The sequence below is a fragment of the Sinomonas sp. ASV322 genome (assembly GCF_030908245.1).
In the GTDB taxonomy this organism is placed as follows: Bacteria; Actinomycetota; Actinomycetes; order Actinomycetales; family Micrococcaceae; genus Sinomonas.
The window spans coordinates 117,379-137,284 of the sequence record NZ_JAVFJJ010000009.1 but is presented as its reverse complement, the minus strand read 5'-3'; the positions used below and the strand labels follow the sequence as shown (position 1 = coordinate 137,284).

At 69.8% G+C, this 19,906-nt stretch carries 20 protein-coding genes; 10 read left to right on the top strand and 10 right to left on the bottom strand.

Annotated elements, in window-relative coordinates; translation table 11 throughout:
* Positions 1–39: 39 nt before the first annotated feature.
* Positions 40–1,398, bottom strand: coding sequence for a glutamyl-tRNA reductase (locus tag RBS12_RS13490; RefSeq protein ID WP_307966631.1), 1,359 nt, complete (start codon positions 1,396–1,398; stop codon positions 40–42).
* Between the two features lie 120 nt (positions 1,399–1,518).
* Between RBS12_RS13490 and hemE the strand changes: the two genes are divergently transcribed.
* From hemE to hemL, 9 genes are all read left to right on the top strand, one after another.
* Positions 1,519–2,574: a uroporphyrinogen decarboxylase gene (gene hemE, locus RBS12_RS13485; RefSeq protein WP_307966630.1), complete on the top strand. Its 1,056-nt coding sequence runs from the start codon at positions 1,519–1,521 to the stop codon at positions 2,572–2,574.
* 9 nt (positions 2,575–2,583) lie between these two features.
* Positions 2,584–4,068 carry a protoporphyrinogen oxidase gene (gene hemG, locus RBS12_RS13480; RefSeq protein ID WP_307966629.1) on the top strand — a complete coding sequence of 495 codons (1,485 nt, stop codon included), beginning with the start codon at positions 2,584–2,586 and terminating at the stop codon, positions 4,066–4,068.
* Between the two features lie 83 nt (positions 4,069–4,151).
* Positions 4,152–4,880 (top strand): hydrogen peroxide-dependent heme synthase, encoded by a 729-nt coding sequence (gene hemQ, locus RBS12_RS13475; protein WP_307966628.1) that lies wholly within the window; start codon positions 4,152–4,154, stop codon positions 4,878–4,880.
* A 26-nt stretch (positions 4,881–4,906) separates the two neighbouring features.
* Positions 4,907–6,181, top strand: a complete 1,275-nt coding sequence (locus RBS12_RS13470) for a ferrochelatase (protein WP_307966675.1) — start codon at positions 4,907–4,909, stop codon at positions 6,179–6,181.
* 1 nt (position 6,182) lies between these two features.
* Positions 6,183–7,184 carry a hydroxymethylbilane synthase gene (hemC, locus tag RBS12_RS13465; protein WP_307966626.1) on the top strand — a complete coding sequence of 334 codons (1,002 nt, stop codon included), beginning with the start codon at positions 6,183–6,185 and terminating at the stop codon, positions 7,182–7,184.
* Between the two features lie 2 nt (positions 7,185–7,186).
* On the top strand, positions 7,187–8,122 hold the full coding sequence (locus RBS12_RS13460; protein WP_307966625.1) for a uroporphyrinogen-III synthase: 936 nt from the start codon (positions 7,187–7,189) through the stop codon (positions 8,120–8,122).
* Between the two features lie 63 nt (positions 8,123–8,185).
* Entirely contained in the window at positions 8,186–9,166 is a 981-nt protein-coding gene (gene hemB, locus RBS12_RS13455) for a porphobilinogen synthase (RefSeq protein WP_307966624.1), read from the top strand.
* A gap of 39 nt (positions 9,167–9,205) precedes the next feature.
* Positions 9,206–10,258: an LLM class flavin-dependent oxidoreductase gene (locus RBS12_RS13450; protein ID WP_307966623.1), complete on the top strand. Its 1,053-nt coding sequence runs from the start codon at positions 9,206–9,208 to the stop codon at positions 10,256–10,258.
* Positions 10,259–10,352: 94 nt separating this feature from the next.
* Positions 10,353–11,666, top strand: coding sequence for a glutamate-1-semialdehyde 2,1-aminomutase (gene hemL / locus RBS12_RS13445; protein ID WP_307966622.1), 1,314 nt, complete (start codon positions 10,353–10,355; stop codon positions 11,664–11,666).
* A 79-nt stretch (positions 11,667–11,745) separates the two neighbouring features.
* On the opposite strand, the gene RBS12_RS13440 is transcribed toward hemL, so the two are convergent.
* Positions 11,746–12,393: a LysE family translocator gene (locus RBS12_RS13440; protein ID WP_307966621.1), complete on the bottom strand. Its 648-nt coding sequence runs from the start codon at positions 12,391–12,393 to the stop codon at positions 11,746–11,748.
* Positions 12,394–12,473: 80 nt separating this feature from the next.
* Between RBS12_RS13440 and RBS12_RS13435 the strand changes: the two genes are divergently transcribed.
* Positions 12,474–12,929, top strand: a complete 456-nt coding sequence (locus RBS12_RS13435) for an Lrp/AsnC family transcriptional regulator (RefSeq protein WP_307966620.1) — start codon at positions 12,474–12,476, stop codon at positions 12,927–12,929.
* A gap of 81 nt (positions 12,930–13,010) precedes the next feature.
* Here RBS12_RS13435 and RBS12_RS13430 read toward each other — a convergent pair whose 3' ends face one another.
* The 8 genes from RBS12_RS13430 to RBS12_RS13395 form a co-directional block, all read right to left on the bottom strand.
* Positions 13,011–13,748: an amino acid ABC transporter ATP-binding protein gene (locus RBS12_RS13430; RefSeq protein ID WP_307966674.1), complete on the bottom strand. Its 738-nt coding sequence runs from the start codon at positions 13,746–13,748 to the stop codon at positions 13,011–13,013.
* A gap of 14 nt (positions 13,749–13,762) precedes the next feature.
* On the bottom strand, positions 13,763–14,539 hold the full coding sequence (locus RBS12_RS13425) for an amino acid ABC transporter permease (protein ID WP_307966619.1): 777 nt from the start codon (positions 14,537–14,539) through the stop codon (positions 13,763–13,765).
* Between the two features lie 18 nt (positions 14,540–14,557).
* Positions 14,558–15,517, bottom strand: a complete 960-nt coding sequence (locus RBS12_RS13420; protein WP_307966618.1) for an ABC transporter substrate-binding protein — start codon at positions 15,515–15,517, stop codon at positions 14,558–14,560.
* A gap of 306 nt (positions 15,518–15,823) precedes the next feature.
* Positions 15,824–16,531 carry a 3'-5' exonuclease gene (locus tag RBS12_RS13415; RefSeq protein WP_307966617.1) on the bottom strand — a complete coding sequence of 236 codons (708 nt, stop codon included), beginning with the start codon at positions 16,529–16,531 and terminating at the stop codon, positions 15,824–15,826.
* Between the two features lie 160 nt (positions 16,532–16,691).
* Entirely contained in the window at positions 16,692–17,054 is a 363-nt protein-coding gene (locus RBS12_RS13410; RefSeq protein ID WP_307966616.1) for a hypothetical protein, read from the bottom strand.
* Positions 17,051–18,685: a radical SAM protein gene (locus tag RBS12_RS13405; RefSeq protein WP_307966615.1), complete on the bottom strand. Its 1,635-nt coding sequence runs from the start codon at positions 18,683–18,685 to the stop codon at positions 17,051–17,053. Before RBS12_RS13405 ends, RBS12_RS13410 begins: the two co-directional genes overlap by 4 nt.
* The gene (locus RBS12_RS13400; protein WP_307966614.1) at positions 18,682–18,906 is read right to left on the bottom strand and encodes a hypothetical protein; all 225 of its coding nucleotides are present in this window, start codon (positions 18,904–18,906) and stop codon (positions 18,682–18,684) included. Before RBS12_RS13400 ends, RBS12_RS13405 begins: the two co-directional genes overlap by 4 nt.
* 122 nt (positions 18,907–19,028) lie before the next feature.
* The gene (locus RBS12_RS13395; RefSeq protein ID WP_307966613.1) at positions 19,029–19,784 is read right to left on the bottom strand and encodes a prolipoprotein diacylglyceryl transferase family protein; all 756 of its coding nucleotides are present in this window, start codon (positions 19,782–19,784) and stop codon (positions 19,029–19,031) included.
* Positions 19,785–19,906: the final 122 nt, after the last annotated feature.

The following is a 19,906-nucleotide window of genomic DNA, read 5'->3' as shown; positions in this document are numbered from 1 at the left end:
GGGGATACATTATCCGCCCCGCGGCGGGACGGCGAGACCTCAGCCCGCGCGGGAGTGGTCGACCGGGCAGTCCTCTGCCGCGCCGACCTCGCTCGGGGCCTCATCGCCGGAGGCCTCATCGCCGAGGGCATCCGCGACGACGGACGGCAGGTCGATGCTGATGCCGTAGAGCGCGTCGAGCGCCGCGAGGTATTCGGCCTCGCGGCCCTGGGCCGCGAGCTCGCGCGCGCGAACAGTCGGGGTGTGGAGGAGCTGTTTGACCATGCGCCGCATCGCGAACTCGACTTCTTCCGCGGCGGCCGTGCAGCCGTGGCGCGCCCGGACCTTCTCGATCTCGGAGTCGAGGACGGCCATCGTGTGGCGGCGGAGCGCGACGATCGCGGCGTCTGCCTGGCGGGCCTGCCGCTGCGCCTCGAAGTCGGCCGCCGCCGCGCCGACGATCCTGCTCGCCTCGATGAGGGCCTCCGCCTGCTCTTGCGGGGCCGCGAGACGGACCGACTCGAGCGTCACGAGCTCGATGCCGTCGAGCGAGCCGACGGCGGGGTCGAAATCGTGCGTCAGGGCGAGGTCGATGACGATGAGCTGTCGCGGCGACTCGGAGCGGATGGCTGCGAGCTCGACGGCCTCCATCGGCGTCGTCGACCCGCTGCATCCGATGAGGATGTCGGCGTCGGCGATCGCTTCGGGGAGCTGTTCCCCCGAGAGGGCGACGCCGCCGCGCGCGGCCGCAAACTCCTCTGCGCGGCCCGACGACGAATAGACGTCGACGCTCAGGCACCCGCGCTCGCGCAGGAGGGCCATGGTCGCACCCGCGTACGCGCCTGTTCCGAAGAGGACGGCACGCTTTGAGGACCAGTCGGGGTCGTCGGCGAGGTCGGCCGCGAGATCGAGGGCGACGGAGACGATCGAGAGGCCGCGGCTGCCGAGCGCGGTCTGCGTCGCGACGTCCTTCGCGGTGCGGGAGGCCGCCTGGAAGAGGCGCACGAGCGGCGGGCTTGCCGTGCCGTCTTCCTGGGCCGAAATGAGCGCGCGGCGCACTTGGCCCGCGATCTCCCGTTCGCCGACGACGGCGGAGTCGAGTCCCGAGCTCACCGCGAAGAGATGTCGCGCGACGTCGGCGCCTTCGTGCGTGCGGAACGCGTCCGACACGGTCCGCTCGGGGAGGCCGCTTCGCTGGCTGATCTCGGCCACGACCGCAGAACGCGCCGCCTCGAGGTCCTCGGGCGCGGGCGCCTCGGCGTAGATCTCGAAGCGATTGCACGTCGCGAGGACCACGGTGCCGGAAACCGTGGCGGAGTGGGAGGCGGACGAGGCCACAGTGGCAGCACCGTTGCTCAGGAGAGCAACGGTTTCAAGGTTCAGATCGGCGTGAGTCGCCACCATCGAGAAAACAACCACAGCCCGTCCATCATAGCTTTTCGATCCGATGTAGAACACGGAGCTTCCGCGCCCGCGTCGGGGCGCCGAACGTGACAGGCTGTCAGTATCGAGGCTTGCCCGCTCTGAGACAATCGCCGTATGACCCTCAGCCCTGACCACCCCCTCAAGGACGGCCGGACGGCGCAGTCTCCACTCATCACCGCCTATCGCGGGGGGCGTCCGAACCAGCATCCTGTCTGGTTCATGCGGCAGGCCGGCAGGTCGCTGCCCGAATACCGCGAGGCCCGCGAGGGCTACGGCATGCTCGAAGCCTGCCTCAAGCCAGAGCTCGCGGCCGAGATCACGCTCCAGCCAGTGCGCCGGCACGGTGTCGACGCGGGCATCTTCTTCTCGGACATCGTCATTCCGCTCAAGCTCGCCGGCATCGGCGTGGACATCGTCCCGGGCGTCGGTCCTGTGCTCGAGAAGCCCATTCGAACGCCTCAGGATGTTGCGGCGCTTCCGCGTATCGACGACTCCATCTTTGCCCCCATTCGCGAAGCCGTGAGCCTCACCGTCGCGGAGCTCGGCACGACGCCGCTCATCGGCTTCGCGGGCGCGCCGTTCACGGTCGCGGCGTACATGGTCGAGGGGCGCCCCTCGCGCGACCACCTCGGTCCCCGCACCTTGATGCACGGCGACCCCGCGACCTGGCAGGCGCTCATGGAATGGACGGCCGACGCGTCTGGCCGCTTCCTGCGCGCACAGATCGACGCCGGTGCGTCGGCCGGCCAGCTTTTCGACTCGTGGGCCGGCTCGCTCGGCCTTGAGGACTACCGACGGTCCGCGGCCCCCTATTCGTCCCGAGCACTCGACCACGTTCGAGACCTCGGCGCTCCGCTCGTCCACTTCGGGACCGGGACATCGGAGCTTCTCGGCGCGATGTATGAGGTCGGCGTCGACGCAGTCGGCGTCGACTATCGCCTGCCGATCCAGGAGGCGAACCGAAGGCTCGGTGGGCGGGTCGTCCTCCAGGGCAACATCGATCCCGCGCTCCTCGCGGCGCCGTGGAACGTCCTCGAAAGCCACGTTCGCGAGATTGTCCGGCAGGGGGCGTCTGCGCCCGGCCATGTCGTCAACCTCGGCCACGGCGTTCCGCCCGAGACCGATCCCGGCGTGCTCACGCGGCTTGTCGAGCTTGTCCACTCGATCTAGGCGACGTCGATGACCTCAGGACCACACGGCGGCGGAGACGCACTTGGCGGACGGCGCGCCGTCGTCGTCGGCGGCGGCATCTCGGGCCTGTGCGCCGCGCTCGAGCTGCGCCGCGCGGGGCTCGCCGTCACCGTCCTCGAGTCGAGCGAAAGGTGGGGAGGCTGCCTCGGTGTCCACGAGGTTGCGGGACTCGCGCTCGACAGCGGAGCCGAGTCGTTCGCGACGCGCACGGACGGCGTCCGGGATCTCCTCGAGGAGCTCGGGCTCGGGGACGACATCGTCGCGCCGGATCCGTCCGGCGCGTGGGTCCAGCTCCCGGCGGGCGCCGAGGAGCTTCCCAAAGCGGGCGTGCTCGGGATTCCGTCGAACCCGTGGGACCCCGAGGTCCGTTCGGTCCTCGGACTGTGGGGGTCGCTCCGCGCGTCGCTCGATCGCCTCCTCCCGGTGCCCGTGCAGCGCGCGGAGGCGAGCGTTGCCGACGTCGTGCGGGCCCGCATGGGGCGCCGCGTTCTCGGACGGCTCGTGACGCCCGTCGTCGGGGGCGTCCACTCGGCGGACCCCGCGCTCCTCGACATCGACATGGTCGCCCCCGGCCTGCGCGCGCTCATGGCCGAGCGCGGCTCGCTCGCCGCGGCCGTGGCCGCCCAGCGAGCCCGTTCGACGGGCGGGGCGAAGGCGGGATCGGCCGTCGCCGGGCTGCGCGGGGGCATGCATCGGCTCGTCACGGCGCTCGTCGAGCGTCTCGCCTATGACGGCGTCGAGCTCGTGAACGGGGAACGTGCCGAGCGCCTCGACCGCGTGGGAGGCGGCTGGCGGGTCGGCACCGTGCAGGCGGCCCTTCCCGGCTCGGAGGGCGCGCCCGAGCGCACGTCCCACGACGCCGACCTTGTGGTCGTCGCTCTCGGCGGCCCAGCCGCCGTCGAGCTGCTTTCGGACGCCGTCCCCGAGCTCGGCGGCCACGAGCCCGTGCCCGGGCCCGAGGTCAAGCTCGTCACGCTCGTGCTGGACAAGCCAGAGCTCGACGCGCGGCCGCGTGGCACAGGCGTGCTGGTAGCCCCGCAGGTGGCCGGAGTCGAAGCCAAGGCCCTCACCCACGCGACGTCCAAATGGGCCTGGCTCGCCGACGAAGCCGGGCGCGGAACGCATGTCCTGCGGCTCTCGTATGGCCGGGCGGCCGATGTGCATTCCACCGCGCCTGAGACGGGGCCCGAGACCGACGACGAGCTCTTCCGTGCCGCGCTCGCGGACGCCTCAGCGCTTCTCACCGTGGAGATCACGTTCGAAGACGTGCTCGGCTGGGACGTTGTGCGGTGGGAGGGGAGCCTCCCGTTCGCGGCCGTGGGCCACCGGGAGCGTGTTGCAGAGATTCGACGCCGCGTGGCCGAACAGCCGGGGCTGGCCGTCGTGGGGGGCTGGGCTGCCGGCAATGGCCTCGCGTCAGTCGTCCCCGACGCGCGAGGGCAGGCGAGCCGCCTCGTGGCCGGCCCTGCGTGACGTTCATCACTTCCACGCCGTTTCTACGTTCCGTAGAGATTCCCAATTCGATTTTGCCTCGACCGAAGGAGCACACTGGAGCCATGAGCCACACTTTTGACGAATCTGTCACCAAAACGGTGACGGAGGGCGGCCCCGCCTCAGAGTCCACCGAGCCGCAGTTCTTCACCCTCTGGAGCGTCTTCGGCCGTGTCCCGGGCAGCGACGCCCCGGCAGCGAGCGCCGTCTCGGACTTCGAGTCCCTCGTGGCCCGCCTCGGCGAGAAGGGCGTCACGGTCCGCGGACTCTACGACGTCTCGGGCCTGCGCGCGGGCGCCGACGTCATGGTGTGGGTCCACGGTCCCAAGCCCGAGGAACTCCAGCAGGCCGTCCGCGACATCCGCCGCAGCGAGCTTTTCGCCGCCACCGAGCAGACGTGGAACGCGATGGGCGTCCACCGCGAGGCTGAGTTCGCCAAGAGCCACACGCCCGCGTTCTCGCGCGGGGTCGAGCCGAGCACGTGGCTCACGGTCTACCCGTTCGTCCGCTCGTACGAGTGGTACATCCTGCCGGCCGAAGAACGCTCGCGCATGCTCCGCGAGCACGGCATGCTCGGCCGCGACTTCCCGCAGGTCATCTCGAACACCGTCTCCGCGTTCGCGCTCGGCGACTGGGAGTGGATCCTTGCGCTCGAGGCGCCCGAGCTCACCGATCTCGTCGACATGATGCGACACCTGCGCTACACCGATGCGCGCAACCACGTGCGCGAGGAAGTCCCGTTCCACACCGGCCGGCGCATCTCGGCGGCCGAGGTCGTCGAGGTCCTCGCGTGACGTCGGCCGCCGGCCTCCCGGAGGGAATGCCAGTGAGCACGGACGTCAACCCCGTCACGGAGGGTGGGCGCCTCGCGCCCAAGGAGTACGACGCGATCCTGCTCGCCTCATTCGGCGGGCCTGAGGGCCAGGACGACGTCATCCCGTTCCTCCGCAACGTCACGCGCGGTCGCGGCATCCCCGACGAGCGCCTCGAAGAGGTGAGTCACCACTACCGTGCGTTCGGCGGCGTGAGCCCCATCAACGCGCAGAACCGCGCGCTCAAGGCAGCGCTCGAGGCCGAGCTCGCCGCGCGCGGCATCGACCTGCCCGTCTACTGGGGCAACCGCAACTGGGACCCGTACATCCCCGAGACGCTCGAGCGTCTGTACGACGCCGGCCACCGCCGCCTCCTCATGCTCACGACGAGCGCCTACACGTGCTACTCGAGCTGCCGCCAGTATCGCGAGGATATCGGCATGGCGCTCGCGGAGACGGGCCTCGCAGGCCGCCTCGAAGTCGACAAGGTGCGCCAGTACTTCGACCACCCGGGATTCGTCGCGCCGTTCGTCGAAGGGGCGACGGCGGGGCTCGCCCGAGTGCGCGAGGCCCTTGGTGCGGCGGACGGCTCGCGCGACCGCGAGATTCGGGTCCTCTTCTCGACCCACTCGATCCCGACCCGCGACGCCGAGGCCGCCGGACGTGCCGCGGGCGAGCCTCGCGAGTTCGAGGGCGGCTCGGCCTACGTCGCGCAGCACCTCGCGAACGCGCGCGCGATCATGGGGGCTGTGGCTCCTGACCTCGCATGGGACCTCGTCTACCAGTCCCGTTCCGGGGCGCCCCACGTGCCGTGGCTTGAGCCCGACATCAACGACCATCTCGCGTCGATCGCGGCCGGGGACGGCAAGGAATCTGCCGTCAAGGGCGTCGTCATCGTGCCGCTTGGCTTCGTGAGCGACCACATGGAGGTCGCGTGGGACCTCGACACCGAGGCCCTCGAGACGTGCATGGAGCTCGGCATCGAGGCCGTCCGCGTACCGACCCCTGGCACGCACCCGATCTTCGTCTCCGGACTCGTCGACCTCGTGTCGGAGCGGCTTCCCGAGGGCTGGCGGGGCGCACACCATATCGCCGACCGTCCCCACGTGACCGAGCTCGGCCCGTGGTACGACGTCGTTCCGGCGGGGGACTGCGAGAACTTCCGCGGTGCCAAGCCCGCGATTGCTGAAGCGGGCACAGCGATTGGATCCGGCCACGATCCGTACGCCTCGGGCGTCTCGACCGTCTCGGACTCCTCGACGGCCTCGGCGAGCGGGGCCTGACGTGAGCGTGCGCATCGGGACGCGCGGGAGCGCGCTCGCCCTCACCCAGACGCAGCAGGTCGCGGACAGGCTCGCCGCGGTCGGCGGCTTCGACGTCGAACTCGTGCGGATCAAGACCGAGGGCGACGTCCGGACCGGCTCGCTCGCCCAGCTCGGGGGCACCGGCGTCTTCGTCGCGGCGCTCCGGGAAGCCCTCCTCGCGGACCGCTGCGACGTCGCGATCCACTCGCTCAAGGACCTGCCGACGGCGGGGACTCCCGGTCTCGCACTGGGCGCCATCCCGGCTCGGGCCGACGCCCGCGACGTCCTGTGCGCACGCGACGGCCTCACGCTGGCTCAGCTGCCCGCCGGGGCGAGGGTTGGGACGGGCTCTCCGCGTCGCGCGGCACAGCTGCGTGCTGCGCGGCCCGATATCGAGGTCGTGGACATCCGCGGCAATGTCGACACGCGTCTCGGTCGCGTTCCCGGGCTCCCGGGGAACGCTGAGGGCGCTCCGGGCGACCCCAGTGCCGTGCTTGATGCAGTTGTCCTCGCCGCCGCGGGCCTCGTACGCCTCGGCCGCACGGAGGTCGTGAGCGAATACTTCGAGCCCGAGGTCATGCTGCCCGCGCCCGGCCAAGGGGCGCTCGCCGTCGAATGCCGCGCCGACGACGCGCCGGTCCGCGAGAACGGGGCGCTCGTCGAGGGCGCGGTGCAGGGCGTGCTCGCCCAGTCTCTCGCCGCAATCGACGACGCCGACACGCGCCTCGCGGTGGGCGCCGAGCGCGCGCTGCTCGCCCGGCTCGAGGCCGGATGCGCGGCACCCGTCGGCGCCTTCGCGCGTCGCAAGGGGAGCCTGCTGTACCTCGACGCGGTCGTGTGCTCGCTCGACGGGACACGAAGCCTCAGGCTCAGCAGGGCAACGGACGGACTGACCGAGGTCGGCGCACATCTTCTCGGGATCGAACTGGCCGAGGAACTGCTCGCCCAGGGCGCCGCGGACTTCGCGGACCTGGGCGCGTGAGCGTGGGCCGCGGTCCTGGCTACGGGCGGCCCCTTGCCGGCCGGCGCGTGCTCCTGACCCGCAGCCCTGACCGTGCCGGAGCGATGGCCTCGGCGCTCGCCGCAGCGGGCGCCGAGCCGCTCCTCCTCCCTCTCATCGACTTCGAGTCGGCCCGCGATGCGGGCACCCTTGAGGCTGCGCTAGCGCGGCTCGCAGCGGGCGACTACGCGTGGCTCGTTGTCAGCAGCATCACGACCGTGCGCGCGCTCAAGCAGTTCGCCGCAGAGCGGGGCGATTCGCTCCGCTCGCTCGTCCCCGAGGGGGTTCGGATCGCGACGATCGGCCCCAGTTCGGGCCGCGTGCTCGAGTCCGAGGGCCTGCGCGTCGATCTTGCACCCGAGGGGAAGCAGTCCGCTGAGGGCCTTGTCGAGCTGTGGGCCTATGCCGACGACGGCGGCGCGGCCGGGGCCGACGGTGCCGGTGCCGTGCGGGTCCTGATCCCGCAGAGCAGCCTTGCCGCCCCAACCCTGTCCGACGGACTCGTCGAGCGGGGCTGGGACGTCGACGTCGTGACCGCCTACGAGACGGTCGACTATCCAGCGGATCCCGCCCGGCGGCTCACGGCCGAACTCGCCGTCGGCACCGAGCCCAGACTTGCAGCTGAGCCCAGTCCCGCCGTCGCCCTCTCCCCGGACGAAGCGCAGGGCGAGCTGGCAGCCGGGCGTATCGACGCGGTCGTCGCGGCCTCGCCGAGCGCGGCGCAGCGCATCTGCGAGACCCTTCGACCGCTCGACGCCACGCGACTCGTCGCGATCGGCCAGCCGACGGCCGCCGAACTCCGATCGCTCGGCGTCGACGTCGCGGCGACCGCGACCAGGCCGACCCCCGAGGGCATCGTCGACGCCGTCGTCGAGGCACTCTTACGGCCGCCCCGGCCTTCTGTCCCGCCGCCCAACTGATCCCGCCCCGATCTCCCGTCCCGCCGCCCAGTTGATCCCGCCCACCCGCCCCTAGGACACCCCATGAGCTTCCCGCACCACCGCCCGCGCCGCCTGCGCCAGACGCCTGCACTGCGCCGCCTCGTCGCCGAGCATCGCCTTCACCCGGCGGAGCTCATCCTCCCCGCGTTCATCCGCGAGGGCCTGAGCGAGCCCGCCCCGATCCAGTCGATGCCCGGCGTCGTCCAGCACACGACCGAGACCCTCAAGCGCGCCGCGGCCGAGGCCGCCGAGCTCGGGCTCGGGGGCATCATGCTGTTCGGCGTCCCCGAGGAGCGCGACGCCGTCGGCTCGGCGTCCCTCGATCCCGACGGCGTCCTCAATGCCGCGATCCGGGACGTTCGCGCCGAGGTGGGGGACTCGCTCGTCGTCATGAGCGACGTGTGCCTCGACGAGTTCACCGATCACGGGCACTGCGGCGTGCTCGACGCACAGGGCCGCGTCGACAACGACGCGACGCTCGAGATCTACGCGCAGATGGCCGTCGCCCAGGCGGAGGCCGGGGCCCACGTCCTGGGGCCGAGCGGCATGATGGACGGCCAGGTCGCGGTCATCCGCCAGGCCCTTGATACGGCGGGCCGCCAGGACGTCTCTGTGCTCGCGTATGCCGCCAAGTATGCGTCCGCGTTCTACGGGCCCTTCCGGGAAGCGGTGGATTCCCAGCTCAAGGGGGATCGGCGCACGTACCAGATGGATGCCGCGAATCGGCGCGAGGCGCTCCTCGAGGTCGAGCTCGATCTCGAGGAGGGCGCGGACATGGTCATGGTCAAGCCGGCCATGAGCTACCTCGATATCCTCGCGGATGTCGCGGCGATGAGCCCCGTGCCTGTCGCGGCCTACCAGATCTCGGGGGAGTACGCGATGATCGAAGCGGCCGCCGCGAACGGCTGGATCGACCGCAAGGCGGCGATCCTTGAGTCGGTCCTCGGCATTCGTCGCGCGGGCGCCAACATGGTGCTCACGTACTGGGCGCCGGAGATCGCGCGGTGGCTCCGGGAGGCGTAGGCCGTTTTCGGGAATGATCGGGCCGAGGAGGCGGTTTCAATGCATATGCATGAAGAGAGCGAATCCAAGGTCCTCCTGGGAGTCAATACATTCGGCGATGTCGGCCTCGGGCCAGACGGGCAGCCGAAGCCGCACGCCCAAGTGATCCGCGAGGTCGTCGACGAAGGAAAGCTCGCGGACGCCGTCGGTCTCCACGCGTTCGGAGTCGGCGAGCATCACCGCAAGGACTTTGCCGTCTCCGCGCCAGAGGTGCTCCTCGCGGCCGTCGCTGCCGAGACGCGGAACATCCGCCTCGCCTCCGCGGTCACGGTGCTTTCCTCCGACGACCCCGTGCGCGTCTTCCAGCGCTTCTCAACGCTCGACGCCGTCTCCAACGGACGCGCCGAAGTCATCCTTGGGCGCGGCTCGTTCATCGAGTCTTTCCCCCTCTTCGGCTTCGACCTCGAGGACTACGAGATTCTCTTCGAGGAGAAGCTCGAGCTCTTCGACCGTGTGCGCTCGCAGCAGCCGGTGCACTGGGAGGGCCGCACGCGCGGACCGATCCAGGGCCTCACGGCGTATCCGCATCTCGAGGACGGGCTCCTCGACACGTGGATCGGCGTCGGCGGCACTCCGCAGTCCGTCGTCCGGGCGGCCCACTACGGGTACCCGGTCAGCTTCGCGATCATCGGCGGCGAGCCCGCGCGCTTCGCGCCGTTCATCGAGCTCTACAAGCGCTCGCTCGAGAAGTTCGACAAGCCGTACACCCAGCTCGCAACACACTCGCCAGGCCACATCGCGGACAGCGACGAGCAGGCCCGCGAGCAGCTGTTCCCGCATTGGCTGGCGATGCGCAACCGCATCGGCGCGGAACGCGGGTGGGGCCCCGGGAGCAGGACCGAGTTCAACGCCCAGGCGTCGCGGAACGGCGCGCTCTACGTCGGCGCCCCCGAGACCGTGGCGCGCAAGATCGCGGACACCCACAAGGTGCTCGGCACCGAGCGCTTCGACCTCAAATACTCGAGCGGAACTCTCCCGCACGACGCGATGATGCACAGCATCGAGCTCCTCGGGACGAAGGTCGCGCCGCTCGTCGCGGACATGCTCGCCTGAGCATCGGCAATTGTCGGGTTGAGCAGGGTGAGACCGCCGTTGACCCTGCCTTTCCCGACAATTGCCGTTGGTTTCGGATGGGAGAATGGGGGCCATGACCACGTCCGAGGACCTCTACGCCCGTGCCCGCTCGCTCATGCCCGGAGGCGTGAACTCGCCCGTTCGGGCCTTCGGCTCGGTCGGCGGGACGCCGCGCTTCATCGTCTCCGCGAAGGGTCCGCACGTCACGGACGCGGACGGTCGGGAGTACGTCGATCTCGTGTGTTCGTGGGGTCCCGCCCTGCTCGGCCACGCCGTCCCTGAGGTGCTCGCCGCCGTCCATGCCGCCGTCGACCGCGGTCTCTCCTTCGGCGCGTCCACGCCGGACGAAGCGGCGCTCGCCGAGCTCGTCGTCGGGCGTGTTCCCGCCGTCGAGCGCCTCCGCATGGTGTCGACGGGCACCGAGGCGACCATGACGGCGATCCGCCTCGCGCGCGGCTACACCGGCCGCGACCTTGTCGTGAAGTTCGCGGGCTGCTATCACGGGCACGTCGACGGGCTTCTCGCGGCGGCCGGCTCCGGCGTCGCGACCCTGGCCCTGCCAGGTTCCGCCGGCGTCACCGCGGCGACGGCGGCGGAGACGCTCGTGCTCCCCTACAACGATCTCGACGCCGTCGAAGCCGCGTTCGCCGAGCTCGGCTCTCGCATCGCGGCCGTCATCACGGAGGCTGCGCCCGCGAACATGGGCGTCGTGACCCCGGCTGACGGCTTCAATGCGGGCCTCCGGCGGATCACCGCCCAGAATGGCGCGCTCCTCATCGTCGACGAGGTGCTGACCGGATTCCGCGTGGGGCCCGCGGGGTACTGGGGCCTCACGGGGCAGGCCGAGGGCTGGGCCCCGGATCTCTTCACTTTCGGCAAGGTGATCGGCGGCGGCATGCCGGTTGCCGCTCTCGGCGGGCGCGCCGAGGTGATGGAATTCCTCGCCCCGCTCGGACCTGTGTACCAGGCTGGAACGCTCTCGGGTAACCCCGTCGCGATGGCGGCTGGCGTTGCGACGCTCTCGCTCGCGACCCCCGAGGTGTACGCGCACATCGACGCGCGCTCGGCAGAGCTCTCCGCGGCCCTTTCCCAGGCCCTCGCGGCTGAGGGCGTCGATCACTCGATCCAGCGCGCGGGCAACCTGTTCTCGGTCGCGTTCGGGACGTCGGAGCGCGGCGTGCGCAACTACGCCGACGCGCAGGCGCAGGAGGCGTTCCGCTACGGGCCGTTCTTCCACTCGATGCTCGATTCCGGCGTCTACCTCCCGCCGAGCGTCTTCGAGGCATGGTTCCTGTCCGCGGCGCACGACGACGCCGCGATGGCCCGCGTCGTCGACGCCCTCCCGGCCGCGGCGAAGGCTGCGGCGTCGGCGACTACGGGGGAGTAGCCGGGCGAGCGATTCGGCCAGGCGTTCGGCGAGATGTAGCCGCGCATCCGCCCATCGCGACGCGAGGCCACTTCTCGCCCTACGCGTGGCCCATGAGCGCCGCCGCCTGTTCGGCCAGGAGCACGCCGCCGAAGCCGAGCATGATGATTCCGCTCGCGAGCGTCACGAACTGCGCCCGGCGCGGCGTGGCACTGAGCAGGCGCCGCGCCGCGACGGCGACAAGCCCGTAGACGACGACGGAGATCGCCACGTGCGTGAGGCCCATGGCCGCGGTCTGCAGCGGGACGGGCACGGCTGAGCCCGCCCGGACGAACTGCGGCATGACCGCGAGGAACAGGAGGAAGCCCTTGGGATTGATGCCGCTCGTTCCGGCTCCTCGGAGGAAGTCCCTGAGCGGGTTCGTTGATCGCATGCCCGCCGTCCCGCAGTCGGTGCGGTAGCCCGCCGCGCGCCAGCCGCGCGCCGTCGTCGTCCCGAGCCACAGGAGGTACACCGCTCCGGCGACCGCGAGCCACGCGACGAGCTCGGGCCGCGCAGCGAGGAGGACCCCGAGCCCGGTCGCGACGAGCGCGGTGTGACCGAGATAGCCCGCACACAGCCCCGCGACCGAGGGCGCCGCAGAGCCGCCGCGAATCCCGGCCGCGATCGTGTAGGCCCAGTCGGCGCCCGGCGTCAGGACGAGGGTGAGGGAGACGGCCGCGAAGCCCAGGAACGGTGTGAGATCCATGAAGCAAGAGTAGGGATTTTCTCGCACAAGGTGCTCACCAATTCTCGCTTGCGGGAGTGTCTCAGGAGTAGATTCTACCCATGATCGACAACCTCGACCGCAGTATCTTGCGCATCCTCCAGTCGGACGGCCGGATGACCGCGACCGCCCTGGCCTCGAAGGTCGGTCTCACGCTCGCTCCGTGCCATCGTCGGCTCAAGGACCTCGAGTCCGAGGGGGTCATCCGGGGATATCGCGCCGAGGTCGATCCCGCGAAGGTGGGCCTCGGCTTCGGGACGATGGTCTTCGCGACCCTCCGCGAAACGTCACGCGAGGCGATTCAGGCCTTCGAGGCCGCGGTCGTCGCGGAGCCGCAGGTCGTCGAGGCATATCGGCTCTTCGGCGATCCCGACTATCTCCTCAAGTGCGTCGCCGAGGACCTCCCGGGCTATCAGCGGCTCTATGACGAGCGCCTCGCCGCGCTGCCCGGCCTCGCGAAGCTTTCGTCGACCATCGTCATGCGGGATCTCAAAGGCTCCGGCGGGCTCCCGCTCTAGGCGCTCGGGTTCAACGACAACGGGCGACGGCGGCACTCGCGTGAGTGCCGCCGTCGCCCGTGGTTCTGGGTCGCCGGAGTTCTAGAGGACGTCGCTCAGGAAGCGCTGGAGGCGATCCGTGCGCGGGTCCCCGAACATCTGCTCGGGCGCGCCGCTCTCGACCACGACGCCGCCGTCCATGAACGTCACGGTATCCGAGACGTTGCGCGAAAAGCCCATCTCGTGCGTCACGACGACCATCGTCATGCCGCTCTGCGCGAGGTCGGCCATAAGGGCGAGGATGCCCTTGACGAGCTCGGGATCGAGGGCCGATGTGGCCTCGTCGAAGAACATGACCTCGGGCTTCATGGCGAGCGCGCGGGCGATGGCCACGCGCTGCTGCTGGCCACCCGAGAGCGTCGCCGGCCGCACCTCGGCCTTGTGCTTGAGGCCCACGAGGTCGAGCTGGGCGAGGGCCTCGTCGCGCGCCTGATCCTTGGGGAGCCCGCGCAGCTTCCGCAGCGCAAACGCGACGTTCTCGCCGACACTCTTGTGCGGGAAGAGGTTGAACTGCTGGAACACCATGCCGATGCGGCGGCGCAGCTCGTCCGGGTTGTCCTTGAGCACGGACTTGCCGTCGAGCAGGATGTCGCCGGCGTCCGGCTCGATGAGCCGATTCATGACGCGCAGAAGCGTCGACTTTCCCGAGCCTGAGGGGCCGATGACCGAAGCCGTGGAGCCCGCCGGGACGTTGAGGTCAATCCCGCGCAGCACTTTGTTGCTCCCAAAGGCGAGGTGGATCCCCTTCGCCTCGAGGGAGCCGGAAGCGAACTGGCTCACCGAAGTCGCGTGGCTCATGCGCGGGCTCCCTTCCCGACGACGGCGGCGGCCTCGTCCGGTTCCTGTTTCTCAGCGTTGTTTTTGGCCCGGCCCGTGCGGAGACGTGCGTCGATGTAGTTGACGACGTGCGTCAGGGGGATCGTCATCGCGAGGTAGAAGATCGCGGCCGCGACGTACGGGGACAGGTTGCCCGTGTTGGCGGCGACATCCTGCCCGATCTGGAACAGCTCCCGCTCATGGGACGTGACGCCGATCGTGAAGACGAGGGACGAGTCCTTGATGAGCGCGATGAACTGGTTCATGAGCGCCGGAAGAACGCGGCGGACGCCCTGCGGGACGACGATGAGCCGCATCGACGGTCCGTAGCCGAAACCAAGTGCGCGCGAGGCCTCGAGCTGGCCCTTGTCGACGCTCTGGATGCCCGAGCGGAAGATCTCGCCGATGTATGCCGCCGAGATGAGTGAAAGCGCCGCGACGCCCATCGGGTATGGGCTCGTGATCCCGGTGAACTGGCGCAGGATCGGCCCAAACCCGAGGCTGATCGCGAGGATGGTGAGGATCGCCGGGAGTCCACGGAACACGTCCGTGTACCCCCGGGCGATCCATCGGGCCACAGGATTCCGCGAGATGCCCATGACGGCCAGGGCCAAGCCGAGCAGCGTGCCGACGATCCCCGAGGAGATCGCGAGCACGAGCGTGTTTGGCAGGCCGATCGTGAACATCGCGGGCAGCACCTCGCCGATGACCTTCCAGTCGAAGAAGGTTTCGCCGAGCTTGTTCAGGTAATCCATGTGGCGCCTGTTCTCCGGTTACTTGGCCGCAGTGACCTGGACGGCCTTGCTGCCCGGCTTCCAGCCTTCGGGGGTCTGCTCCTTGAGCGTGGGACGGTCCTGGTACCACTGAGCGGAGAGCTTGGACCACGTGCCGTCGGCGATCACGGCGTCGAGGGCCGAGTTGAGGGCCTCGAGGAGTGCGGGGTTGTCCTTCGCGACGGCGTAGGCCGTGAAGTTCTGGGTGTTGACCTTCTTCTGGGCGATGACAGTGCCGTCGCCCTGCTTGACCTGACCCTCGGCCTGCTGCGACGGGGCAACCCACGCGTCGACCTGGCCGCTCTTCACGTTCGCGTAGACCGTGTTGTAGTCCGGGAAGCGGACCGGGTCGAGCTTGAGCGTGTTGGTCACGAAGTCGTCCTGGACCGTGCCCTGCACGACGCCGATGCGCACGCCCTGCTTGAGGTCGTCGAAAGTCTTCACCTTCGCGCCGTCCTTGGTCACGATCGCCATGTAGCCGTAGTCGTAGCCGTTCGTGAACGCGACGGTCTCGCGGCGGGCGTCCGTCGTCGAGATCGAGGACGAGCCCATGTCGAACTGCTTCGTCTTGACCTGGGCGAGGAGGCTCTGGAACTTCGTCGAGACGAACTCGACCTTGAGCCCGAGCTTCGCGGCCATGGCCTTGAGCAGCTCGTTGTCGTAGCCGGTGAACTCGCCCGTGTTCTTGTCGATGAAGATGTTCGGCGGCGCGTCAGAGAGCGTTCCGACCTTGATCGTGCCGGGCGTGATGAGGCCGAGCTTCGACGTGTCGATCTTGTCCAGCGGGGTCACCGAAGCCGTCGTGTACTTGTCGGTGGACTGCTTGTCCGAGCCCTTGAGCGCGTCGGTCGGGGTTCCCGAGGGGGTGCCGGTGGACGCGCCGCCGCACGCGGCGAGCGTGAGCGCGAGGACAGCTGCGACGGGGGCGGCCGCGAGCCACTTGGGTGCCTTGAGCTTCATGGAGCCTCTTTCGTGATGAGAACGCTGGACACACGCATCCGCAAGGAGCGGGACGCAAATGTGTCAGGGCTGCATACCATTATGGGTGGGAGGCTTGAAACAATTTTTCGGGGAACATATTTCGAAACATGCCGGAAACTGCCGAATTATCTTCGATTGAAGCTGATGTGTGGCTGTGAGTCGAAGGTTGCTGGGCGCTTGCTGTGAATCCGTGACTGGTCGCTCCCCGGCGTCGACAGCGCAATCAGGTTGTGAGATGTATCTCACTCGTGCGTGGAGCGAGGCGCGGGCGCCGAGAATCTGCGCCTAAAATCCGCCGCGGCTCGCGTCGGCGGGGGTGAGCACAGGCCAATCGCCCTCCACCACTGCGGCGGGCTTCGTGCGCCGCAGATAGGACTGGAAGTCAGCGGCCTGCTCGAGGGACCAGTCGACTTGGCTTCGGTGCAGGGCGGGGGCGGGCTTGTTGAGCTCCGGGAAGCGGCTCGCCATCGCGTCGAGCAGCTGGGCCGCCGCGAGCGCGTCTGCCGCCGACGTGTGAGCGTCGCGGAGTACGACGCCATATTGCTCGCACAGTGCGCCCAATGTCCGCTTCCCCTTGCGGAAGCGCTCGACCTGCTTGTTGATGACATACGGGTCCAGCACGGGGAATCGTGTGAGCTGGGGCAGGCCATGGCGCGCACACTCCGCCGCCATCACGGTGAAGTCGTAGGCAGCGTTGAAGGCGACGACCGGGATGCCCTCGTCGAACAGCTTCTGGAGCGTTGCCGCGACCTCCGCGACGACGTCGGCCGCGGGCTGTCCCTCGGCGCGCGCCTTCTCGGTCGTGATGCCGTGGACCTCTGCGGCCTCAGTGGGGATTTCGACTCCTGGATCCGCGAGCCACTCGTACTCGGATTCGACCGACCCATCCGCGGCGAGCACGACGATGCTCGCAGTCACGATGCGGGCTGCGCGCGAGTTACGGCCGGTCGTCTCGAGGTCGAACGCTGCCCTTGCACTGCTGCTCCACGTCATGTCCCACACGCTAACGGGAGGGGCCGACAATCTAACGGGAGGCTCGCCGGGCCCTTGCCGAGGTGCTCGCGAGTCGGAGGTTCCGCCCAGGCCGGGAGCCGCCCACCTCAGGCGACGGCCGCGAAGGTGACAGGCAGCGTGGCCGAGGAGTTGGAGGCGGTCAGAAGCCGAGGAGGCGAGCCGCGAGCGCGTAAGTCCCCCAGAGCCCCGCGGCCGTGAGGATGCCGAGGTAGAGGAGCACGAGCCTCGTGTCGCGGAGGAAGCACTTCGAGGTGGTCAGGCCTGCGCGCCGGGCCTTCGCGTAGCCGACGAACCCGATGGCAGAGAACACCACGAGCGCGGGCGGGCCTGCCAGCCATCCCAGGAGGGCGATGGTGGCGAAGATGCACAGTCGCAGCGGATCGAAGGGCGGCGAGTCCTGCGGCGGCGGCGCGGGCTCGGGCTGGGTGCCGTTCCGCGGACCGACAAGGTGCGACGGCGACGGGCCCTCGGCGATGCGCCGTGCGTCAGAATCGGCGCTCATGAGGCTTCTCGGGCGCTGCTCGGTGCTTGGATAAGACGCAGGGTGGGCAGGGGCAGGCCGGTCGCGGTGCTGATCCGCTGTCTGGCGAGTGCGGGCCAGGCCTGGACGGCGCAGAAGGGGGCGCACTGGTGCTTGCCGGCGTCGCTCTTGGTGCCTACGTGGACGCAGCATTGGCGCAGGCGCTCCTCGATCATGGTCGAGATGTCCATGAACGGCTTGACGGTGATGCGGGTGACGCGCTCGGCCAGGAGCCTGCGGAGGCGCTGCTGCTGGCCGGGGAGCCAGCCGGCCGCGAGGGTGGCCAGCGTGCCGATGCCGAGGTCGCACTGGGTGCAGATGTTCTTCCAGAGGTCCGCCGTGCTCGGATGCGAGAGCGAGGACTGCTCGCTCAGCAGGTCGAGAAGCGACGATTTCATGAGCGAGCGCAGGCTGAGCGGGATGGCGCTGTCGGCGATCCGGTTGGCGATGCTGTCGGGGTCGATCTCGAGCCAGGCGAGCAACTGGTCGTGCCCGATCAGGGCGGTCAGGGACCGCCAGACGCCCGAGTCGTCCTTGAGCATGTAGCCCACGGAGGCGCAGTGCGGGTGCGAGCAGGGCAGCGCCGTGAGGTCGTGCCACGCCACCACCCCGCCGGTCTGCTCCTCCAGGCGCGCCAGTACCCCGGTGTGGGTTAGCCGGTCCCCGGGATCGATGCCGTGTCCCCGCCCCGAGCCGAACACCGGCTGCAGCGCGACCCCGCCTATGAACGGGGTCTCCAAGGCGCGCAGGACGACGGCGCCGATCTCGCCGTCGTTCACGCCCAGGGCCGCCGTCATCGTCAGGGTCGTGAAGACCCCCGCCTCGGACAGGCGCGAGATCGCGGCGTCCTTGAATCGCGTCAGGTCGCCCCCGCGATGGTGGATGGAGGTCTCCTTGGACGGGCCGTCGTACTGGAGGTAGACCTCGACCCGTTCACGATGCCTCTCCAGCAGGGCCAGCAGCTCGTCGTCGGTCGCGATGAGCATCCCATTGCTGTTCACCATGATCCGCACGATCGGCCGGGCGACCAGCTCGTCGAGGAGTTCGGCGAGATGAGGATAGAGCGTCGGCTCGCCGCCGGAGAGCATGAGCACGTCGAGGCGCCCGTTCTCGCGGGCCAGCCGGGCATCGACGTTCGCGAGGACCTCGGCGAGCGGGGCCACGCCCTGCAGCTGCGGGCCGGACGCCGTGAAGCACGTCGGGCAGCGCAGATTGCAGTGCTCGATCACATCTTCGAGGAGGATGCACGTGTGCTGGGTCTGCATCGCGGGAAGCCCGTAGGCATACGCCTCCGGGACCGGGCGGTAGTTCTCTGCCTCGTCTGGGACGTGCGCCTTCGTCGGCGCCTGCCACTTCTCCAGATAGCGCAGGATCTCGGGCGACTCGTCGTACAGGGTGCGCACGAGACCGTGGTCGGGACAGCCGCGTTCCAGCCAGACCCGCCCGTCCCGCACGAGGAGGGCCCCGGAGAGGCGCCGCACCTGTGCCAGCGGCGGGTTCGTCTCGTGGCAGCGCGGGCAGAACGCCGTGACGTACCGGTGGATCCGGTCCCCGCGCAGGGGCTGGCCCGGGCCGAGCGGCGCGCGGCGCGAGACCGCGTTCGAAGGGCTCACACGAATCCTCTCGGGTTGTTCAATAGCGCGACGCAGACACCGGCGCCGATGAGCACCCAGACCCCGATCGCGAGCAGCAATCCCGCGCCGAAGCGAGATGTCACAGGCCTCACCGCGAGCACGATTGCCCCGACCAGATACACGGCAAACGGCAGCAACGACCAGGCGCCTGAGGCGGCGGAGATCCCCGTGGCCAGCAGGCCCAGCAGGAAGAGCGCCACGACCCCGGCCCCAATCCCGAGCAGCAGGGAGACGCCCGGGCGCCGCAGTAGCCGGCGCGGCCATGATGGCCGGCGCGGCTCGGGCGCCCGCGGGGGCTGGGGGCTGTCTGGGGGTTCCTCGCTCATACCGCCCTTCCCTCCAATTTCGCGGCAACGGGTCTGGCGAACACCCGCCACACCCGCCAGGCCAGCAGGGGCAGCACGGCCAGAAGGAACCACTGCGGTCGGCTCATCCCCAGCCACAGCTCTTCATTGCCGCGCACGAATTCGACGCCGAAGCGGAAGAGCGCGTAGGCGGCGACGTAGCAGATGAACAGGTCCCCTGTGCGCCTCACGCGGTCGCGGTAGCGCACCATGAGCGCGAACGCGGTGGCGTGGAAGACGATCTCGTACGCGAACGAGGGGTGGAGCCCGATCGCGGCCGGGCCGCCGAGCAGCGCGGCCTGGGCCGGTGTCAGGACCATCCCCCAGCTGCCTCCGGTCGGGGTGCCGGGCAGTTCGGTGAGGAGGCAGCCGATCCGCCCGAGGCTCATCGCCAGCGCGATCGCGGGCGCGAAGAGATCTCCTGTGGATTCCCTGTAGCCGATGAGACGCTTTCCCAGATGGACGCCGATCCATGCGCCGACGAGACCCGCGAGGATGCTGCGGTCGCCGTCGAACCACCACTGGGCCGGGGACGCCTGCCGGGTGAAATCCCACGTGAACCGAGAGCCGACGGCGCCGAACGCGAGGGCGAAACCGGCGAGGGTCCACAGCCGGGCGTCGGTGAGGCCGCGGCGCCGCGTCTCGAAGGCGTAGAAGATGAGGGCGGCCGCGATGCCCACGCCCATGAAGATGCCATGCACCAGTCCGTTCCCGGCGAACGGCAGCCCGATCATTCGAACACAGTAGACCCCGGGAGCCCACGGGAACAGGCAGGCGGCAGCACGTTTTCCTTTGCCGGCAATCCGGCGTTCAGCGATCATCGGGTCCCTCCGGAATCAGAGTCACGCCGGAATCA